Genomic DNA, 7,305 nt, shown 5'->3' with positions numbered 1-7,305 from the left:
CGGGGCCTTTGCAAAACGTGAAGGCTGCTGTATCATATACATATATCGAAAAGACATACGGTTTTTCGCATCATGCTACACAATGGACTCCCTATGGAAATGCCCGCAGCCAGGACGGCTTTTTATCCACTTTTTCTTTCCCTTGCAGGAATGCGCTGCCTTGTGGCGGGTCTTGGTCAGGTGGGCCGCCGCAAGCTGGAGGGAGTGCTGGCGTGCAGCCCGGCTTTTGTGCTTGTGCTGGATATTGACGAACCTTCGCCCGGCGATACAGCCCTGCAAGACATGCTGCGCCAGGGCAATGTGCATTTTGAACGCCGCGCCTGCGTGGAAAACGACATGCAGGGCATGGCCCTTGTGTTTGCCGCAACAGGCAATGATGCGGAAAACAGGCGCATCGCCGCCATCTGCCGCCGCAGCGGCGTATTGTGCAACTGCGCAAGCGCCCCGGAAGAAGGCAGTTTTCAGGTTCCCGCAGTGGCCCGCAAAACACCCCTGGCGGCGGCTCTTTCCACAGGTGGCGCAAGCCCGGCCCTGGCCCGGCGCTGGAAAGACGAGCTTGCCTGCTGGTTGGCCCCGCGGGCGCGCATGGCCTGTTTGATGGGTCGCCTGCGGCCGCTTGTCCTTGCTTTGGGCGGCGAGACAGGGCAGAATACCGAGCTGTTCCGGAAACTGGCGGCCTCCCCCCTGCAGCAATGGCTGGAGGAAAAGGAAATGGAAAACTGCCGCCAGTGGCTGTTGGCGGAGTTGCCAACGGAACTGCACGCTCATATAGCGGAGTTACTTTATGATCTCCCCTGAATTTTCCACCGGCGTCACGCTGCTGCTCTATGGCCTTGCCAGCGTGTCCGGCATAGTCGGCATGGTCGCGCGCAGCCCTTTCTGGCGAAAACTTGGTTGCTGGCTGGCGGGCGCGGGCTTTATTTTTCAGACCATTTCTCTGGCCACGGGTTTTCACAAGGCCCTGCCCGGCGGGCTGAGCCTTGGGGCATACCTCCAGCTTATGGCCTGGTTTGTGGTTTTATGCGGGCTTGTGGCCTGGGGTAAGCTCCGGCAGGAGGCCCCGCTTATTTTTGCCTCTCCTCTGGGTCTCATGCTTTTTGCCATGTCGGCTCCGTACCTTGAGGCAGTGGTGCAGGTTCCGCCTTCGCTCAAGGCCCCTTTTTACGCCCTGCACATCGGCACGCTTTTTCTGAGCCTGGCCCTGCTGGCCCTGGCTTTTGCGGCCGGAGCGCTTTTTCTTTTTCTGGAGGCGCGCATCAAGAGCAAGCAATACATGAAGGGTTTCTGGCAGGACATGCCCGCCCTCACCATGCTTGACAAAATCAATGCCTTCACTACGGTTGTGGCCTACCCTCTTTATACACTGGGCATAATTTCAGGCCTTGTATGGGCCAAACCCGTATTTGGCGCTACAGTTACGGGCGACCCCAAGGAAGTGATCAGCATCGTCATCTGGATGCTGTTTTCTGTACTGTTCAACAACAGGATCACCAAGGGGTGGAGAGGCCGAAAACCGGCACGACTGGCTGTTTTTATTTTTATTTTGTGTCTTTTTTCAATCATTGTGGTGAATACCTTTATGGAGACGCACCACGCATTCATCCGGCGCTGACTTGGGCATGAACTATGGACTGTGATATCTTTCTTGTGGGCCTGAATCACCGCACCGCCGGAGTGGATGTGCGCGAACGCTTCGCCCTGGCCAATCACTGCGATGAGGAACACTGGGCTTTGCCATGTACCGGCGCGGTGAGCGAGAGTATTATACTCTCTACCTGTAACCGCGTGGAAATTCTGGCCGCCGGAACCGGCGAAGTGGCGGAACAAGTGCTGCGCAACTGGGCCGGAGCGCGCGAAAGCGATGTTGAGGAACTCAGGCCCTACGTCTATGTGCATAAAAACCTTGAGGCGGTACGGCATCTGTTTTCCGTGGCATCAAGCCTGGATTCGATGGTGCTGGGCGAACCCCAGATTCTCGGCCAGCTAAAAACCGCCTACCGCAAGGCCGTTAAAAGCCGCGCCACGGGAGTCATCCTCAACCGACTGCTGCACAAAGCTTTTTCGGTGGCAAAAAGGGTGCGCACTGAAACCGCCGTGGCTTCCAGCGCGGTTTCCATCAGCTATGCCGCAGTGGAACTGGCAAAACGCATTTTCGGCGACATGCGCGAACACAAGGCCATGCTTGTAGGCGCGGGCGAAATGGCCGAACTGGCCGCCATGCACCTGCTCCAGGCCGGGATTGCCGACATACTTGTAGCCAACCGCACCCTTGTGCGCGGGCAAGAACTGGCAAAACAGTTCAACGGGCATGCCATCCCTTTTGAAGATATGCCCCGCCACCTGCTGGATGTGGACATCATCATCACCTCCACCGGCTCACAGGAACCCATTATCCGCGCCCGCGACATTCGCGCCGCACTCAAGGCCCGTAAAAACAGGCCCATGTTTTTTATTGATATTGCTGTTCCCCGTGACATTGACCCCGACGTTAACGGTCTGGACAACGTGTATCTTTATGACATTGACGACCTCAAGGAAGTTGTTGAGGAAAACCTTGCCACCCGCCGCGATGAGGCGGCCAAGGCGGCACAGATCGTCAATGAGGAAGTGGTGCAGTTTTCGCGTTGGCTTGCCAGCCTGGACATGCAGCCCACCATTGTGGACCTCATCAAAAAAGGCCAGCGCGCCGCAGAAGAAGAACTGGCAAAAACCCTCAAGCGTCTCGGCCCTGTGGACGACAATACGCGTGAGGCCCTTGAAGCCATGGCGGGCGCATTGGTGCGCAAGCTCAACCACGACCCCATCATGTTTCTGAAACACGGCGGCATGTCGCAAGAAGGCAACGGGCCGCGCATAAGCATAATGCGCCGTATTTTCAATCTGGATAAAACAGGCTGTATTTACTCGGAGGAAAACTGATGCGCTGGTACGGCATCGACGACCTCACGCCCGAAGACACGGCAAAAATAGCCGCCAGACTCAAAGAAATGGAGCTTGAAGCCGGTCTTGAGGGTTTGTACTGGCTGCCCGCGCCCGCAGACCTGCTTTCCGGCCTGCAAAAAGAGCATGCCGAAAGTTGTGGCCCGCACGTTTTTGGCCTGGAGCTTGAAGAAGAATCTCTGCGGCTGGAACTGCTGGTCCGGGCCAGAGGACGCATGCGGTGCGAATGTGTGCATTACGCCGGGCCGGAACTGCGCGCCCGCATGATTGCCTGGCTTGAGCAGATGCTTGCTGATCTTGGCATCAGCGTCTGATAGAACAGATATTTTTTTGCCTGCACGATGGGATGCGCTTGCGCTGTGGGTGGTGTGCGCCTGCCCGGCGGGGTGAGAGAGAAAAGGGCTTTGGGCCTTCGGGAAAGAATTTTTGCCGCCCGGCGGGCGCGAGGTTTTTTTTGTTACCTGTTTAGGCCCCCTGCGCGGCGGACAGCAGATAGAGGCCTGGTCAGGGGCTGCCCTCCTCAGCGACTCCTCCGCACTTCCCCTGGAACACCCCACCAGGCTTTCCCGCTTCCGTCACTTTGCGAGGGTTGAACGTCTTTTGCTGCGGGAGCTTCCCTCCCTTTGGCTGGGTGTCCCCCTGCGTGCCGCACAATACCATCCGCAATTTTTGTTTTGCCCGGTTGCTGCCCATACCGGTGCTTATCAGCCCGACGGAGCAATGTCATCGGCTGCTTGCTGTTCGGACCGGCGATTACCAGGCCATTCAGCGTAATGCCATAATAAAAACGCTTAAATTTGAGACAGTGTTATGCCGGAAGGCATTGCTTCTGGCCCTCCCCCACAAAGCATTTCAAACGCTGACTACCCTACAGAGGCCAGCTCCCGCAGCTCGTTGACGCCCACAGGCACAGCCCGCAAACAAGGCTCGAGTACAAGTATGAATCAGCCCCCACGCCTGCAGGACCTCCCCCGTGCCTCCGCCCTGCTCTGCCTTGAAGTGGAGCGCTTCTGCCTGCATCATCTGGCCCTGCCGCGCGGCTCAAGCCTTGTGTTGGCCCTCTCCGGTGGTGCGGATTCCACAGCGCTGGCCCTCATCCTTTCCCTGCTTGCCCCCCGGCTGAACCTGAGGCTCCAGGGCTTGACCATCAATCATGGCTTACGGCCCGAAGCCGGGGCTGATGCAGCACATGCGCGAAAAACATGCCGCACCCTGGGCATGCCCTGTGCCGTGCGTGAGGCTGATGTGCAAGGCATGACCACCCGCTGCCGCATGGGTGAAGAAGAGGCAGGGCGCGCCTTGCGCTATGCCCTGCTTGAAAAAGAGCGCCAGACCAGCGGCGCGCACTTTATCGCCCTCGGCCACCATCGCGAAGACCTCAGCGAAGATATCCTGCTGCGGCTTGTGCGCGGCACGGGCTGGCCTGCCCTTGGCGGCATGCCGGCGCGGGACGACAAACGCCGCCTGCTGCGCCCCCTGCTGCACTGCGATCCCTCGGCCCTCAAAGACCTCTTGCGGCACTGCGGCCTTGACTGGTGCGAAGATGCCAGCAACCAAAGTACCGAATATCGTCGCAACCGGTTGCGGCTTCAGGTACTGCCGCTGCTGCGGGCGGAAAACCCCGCTCTGGACCGCAGCCTGGGCAACCTGTGGCAACTTGCCGACCTGGACAAAGCCTATTGGCAGGAAACACTGGATGCCGCCCTGCGCAACAATCCCTGGCATATGGAAGAAACGCCACAGCCTGAACAGAACGGCCTGAACGGGCAACGGTCCCATACAGCGCTCACCCTGCCCCGCGCCCTTTTACGCTCGCTGCCTGCTGCGGCCCGCCTGCGCCTTTACATGCGGGCAGTGCAGTGCCTGTGTTCCGCAGCAAGCGCGGAAGATGAGCCTCTGCCAGACAACGGAGCACGGCAAACAACAGCCGCAGGGCAGGCCAGGGCAGCAACATTGCTGGCGTTGGATCAAGCCCTGGAGCAAGGGCGCGGCAATACGCTTTTTCAGTTGCCGGGGGGTATTGAAGCTCACCTCAAGGGCGGGAGCATCCGCTTTGGCCGCCCCGGCCCGGTATGAAGCTGTTCTGCCAGAACATTTTGCCTTTGAGATATATAAATTTTATAATTACTTCGGCCTCGTCTGTGCGGCAAGCATTGGTGGACGGTGCTATGTGCCGGGCGGGAAACGCCTGTGCGGCAAGCTATGGCGCTTATGTTCGCGCGGCAAAATGAGGAAAAGATTTGCCCTTCGAGAAGGGATTTTTCCGCCTAACGGGCGCGGGGATTTTTTCTTTGTTCCTTGTTTGTACCGCCTGCCCGCCGGGCGGCCATATGAAGAATAAAGCAAAGGTTCTCCTGCCTGAAAGGTCGGTATTTTTCTCTTGAGGGACAAACAGTTCCCATCTTTACTGTCCGCCCACAAAAGCACCATTGCCCCCCCGCGCAATACCCCAATGAAGGCAACTGATGCTTTTCAGATACTACCCGCTCCCGAACTGCCCAAACATACAGCCCAAAAACATATAAAAGCAGGCAGCCTTGGGAATACACACTCCCGGCGGCTGCCTGCTTTATGAATAAACCTGGCTTGCGAACAAGCCTATTGCGTAACACAACGTGCCGGCAAAATACTCTTACCAATCACTGCCGCACGAAAACACTTTTGTACATGTAATTCAGCCGCTTTTCTATGCGCTCTTCTGCTTCTGCCCTGCCAGTTCCACAATGGCCGCAGCAATATTCTTTGTGCGCAGGCCCACCAGTTCACGCAAACGCAACTGGCTGCCGTGTTCCACAAAGCTGTCAGGCAGACCAAGGCGTTTGATGCGCTGGCCGCGCAAGAGGCCTTTGTCCGCATAAAATTCCAGCACTGCCGAAGAAAAACCGCCAGCCAGAATACCCTCTTCCACAAAAAGTATGCGGTCAAAACGGCGCGCGATGGAAGCGAGCTGTTCTTCAGGCAAAGGCTTGAGCCACACGGGATCAAAAACCAGCGGACGGAAGCCCAGCGCCTGTTCCACCTGCGCCGCCGCCTCCAGTGCGGGGTGAGCGCGGTTGCCCACGGCAATAATGGCGATATTTTCCCCGTCCTGCAGCAGTTCCCCCCTGCCGGGAGTGAGCAGGCGCGGCAGGCCGTCAAAAGGCACGCCAAAGCCCGCGCCCCTGGGATAGCGCAGCGCGCAGGGGCCGTCATGATTCAGGGAGGTGAACAGACAATGGCGCAGCATGTCCTCATTGCGCGGAGCCAGCAGGCTCATTTGCGGGATATGCCGCAGATAGGCGATATCAAAGGCTCCGTGATGGGTAGCCCCGTCCTCGCCCACAAGCCCTGCGCGGTCCACGCAAAGAGTGACCGGCAGATTCTGGATGCAGACGTCGTGCACCACCTGATCGTAAGCACGCTGCAAGAATGTGGAATAAATAGCAAGCGCCGGCCTGTACCCCTGGCTGGCAAGCCCGGCGGCAAAGGTTACGGCATGCTGCTCGCAAATACCCACGTCCACAAAGCGGTCCGGAAAACGCTGACGAAAGCTGTCAGTACCGGTTCCTTCGGGCATGGCAGCCGTAATCGCTATAATTCTTTCATCATTTTCAGCAAGCTCCACCAGGGTTTTACTGAAAATTCCGGTAAATGACGGCACCTTGGCTGTGGAAGGAACAGGTTGCCCGGTTTCAGGCGTAAACAGGCCTACCCCGTGATAAAGGGTCGGATTTTTTTCTGCCGGGGCATAGCCCTTGCCTTTTTGCGTGCGCACATGCAGCAGCACGGGGCCGTCCTCGACAGCAGCGGCCATTTGCAGATGGCGGCGCAGGCTCGGCAGGTCATGCCCGTCCACGGGGCCGATATAGTTGAAACGAAACGCCTCAAACAGCATGCCTGGCGTAAAGAAAGACTTGAAGCTCCACTCACCACGCATGGCGTATATAGCCAGCTTCTGGCCGATACGGGGTATGGAGCGCAAAAAATTGAGAACCTCTTTACGGGTCTGCCGCACCCAGCGCCGCGAAAGTGTGCGGCTCAGGAAAAGCGAAAGCGCCCCCACATTGGGCGAAATGGACATTTCATTGTCATTGAGCACCACAATAAGCCGGCGCCCCATATGGCCGGCAAGGTTAAGCCCTTCAAAGGCTTCTCCGGCAGTCAGGGAACCGTCGCCGATCACGGCAAGCACGTGATGCTTGAGCCCGGAAAGGTCGCGGGCCAAGGCCATGCCCAAAGCGGCAGAAATGGATGTGGAGGAATGCCCCACGCCAAAATGGTCATGAGGGCTTTCAGCCATGCGCGGAAAACCGGAAATACCGCCAAAAGAGCGCAAGGTATGGAACTGCTGCGCCCTGCCGGTAAGCAGTTTGTGGGCGTAGGCCT

At 58.0% G+C, this 7,305-nt stretch carries 6 protein-coding genes; 5 read left to right on the top strand and 1 reads right to left on the bottom strand.

Features of this window, described 5'->3' with window-relative positions; all coding sequences use genetic code 11:
* Window positions 1-93: 93 nt before the first annotated feature.
* The 5 genes from QZ377_RS11980 to tilS all read left to right on the top strand — a co-directional run bounded on the left by QZ377_RS11980 (window position 94) and on the right by tilS (window position 5,016).
* On the top strand, window positions 94-798 hold the full coding sequence (locus QZ377_RS11980) for a bifunctional precorrin-2 dehydrogenase/sirohydrochlorin ferrochelatase (RefSeq protein WP_291441388.1): 705 nt from the start codon (window positions 94-96) through the stop codon (window positions 796-798).
* Window positions 785-1,612, top strand: a complete 828-nt coding sequence (gene ccsA, locus QZ377_RS11975) for a cytochrome c biogenesis protein CcsA (RefSeq protein WP_291441386.1) — start codon at window positions 785-787, stop codon at window positions 1,610-1,612. Before QZ377_RS11980 ends, ccsA begins: the two co-directional genes overlap by 14 nt.
* Window positions 1,613-1,626: 14 nt before the next feature.
* Window positions 1,627-2,919 carry a glutamyl-tRNA reductase gene (gene hemA / locus QZ377_RS11970; RefSeq protein ID WP_291441384.1) on the top strand — a complete coding sequence of 431 codons (1,293 nt, stop codon included), beginning with the start codon at window positions 1,627-1,629 and terminating at the stop codon, window positions 2,917-2,919.
* On the top strand, window positions 2,919-3,254 hold the full coding sequence (locus QZ377_RS11965) for a hypothetical protein (protein WP_291441382.1): 336 nt from the start codon (window positions 2,919-2,921) through the stop codon (window positions 3,252-3,254). Before hemA ends, QZ377_RS11965 begins: the two co-directional genes overlap by 1 nt.
* A gap of 625 nt (window positions 3,255-3,879) precedes the next feature.
* The gene (tilS, locus tag QZ377_RS11960; protein ID WP_291441381.1) at window positions 3,880-5,016 is read left to right on the top strand and encodes a tRNA lysidine(34) synthetase TilS; all 1,137 of its coding nucleotides are present in this window, start codon (window positions 3,880-3,882) and stop codon (window positions 5,014-5,016) included.
* A gap of 610 nt (window positions 5,017-5,626) precedes the next feature.
* On the opposite strand, the gene dxs is transcribed toward tilS, so the two are convergent.
* The coding region (dxs, locus tag QZ377_RS11955) for a 1-deoxy-D-xylulose-5-phosphate synthase (protein ID WP_291441380.1) at window positions 5,627-7,305 on the bottom strand (1,679 nt) is incomplete at its 5' end.

This window comes from Desulfovibrio sp. (genome assembly GCF_019424165.1).
GTDB lineage: Bacteria > Desulfobacterota > Desulfovibrionia > Desulfovibrionales > Desulfovibrionaceae > Desulfovibrio.
The sequence above is the reverse complement of the archived record's forward strand: the minus strand, read 5'-3'. Positions and strand labels throughout refer to the sequence as shown.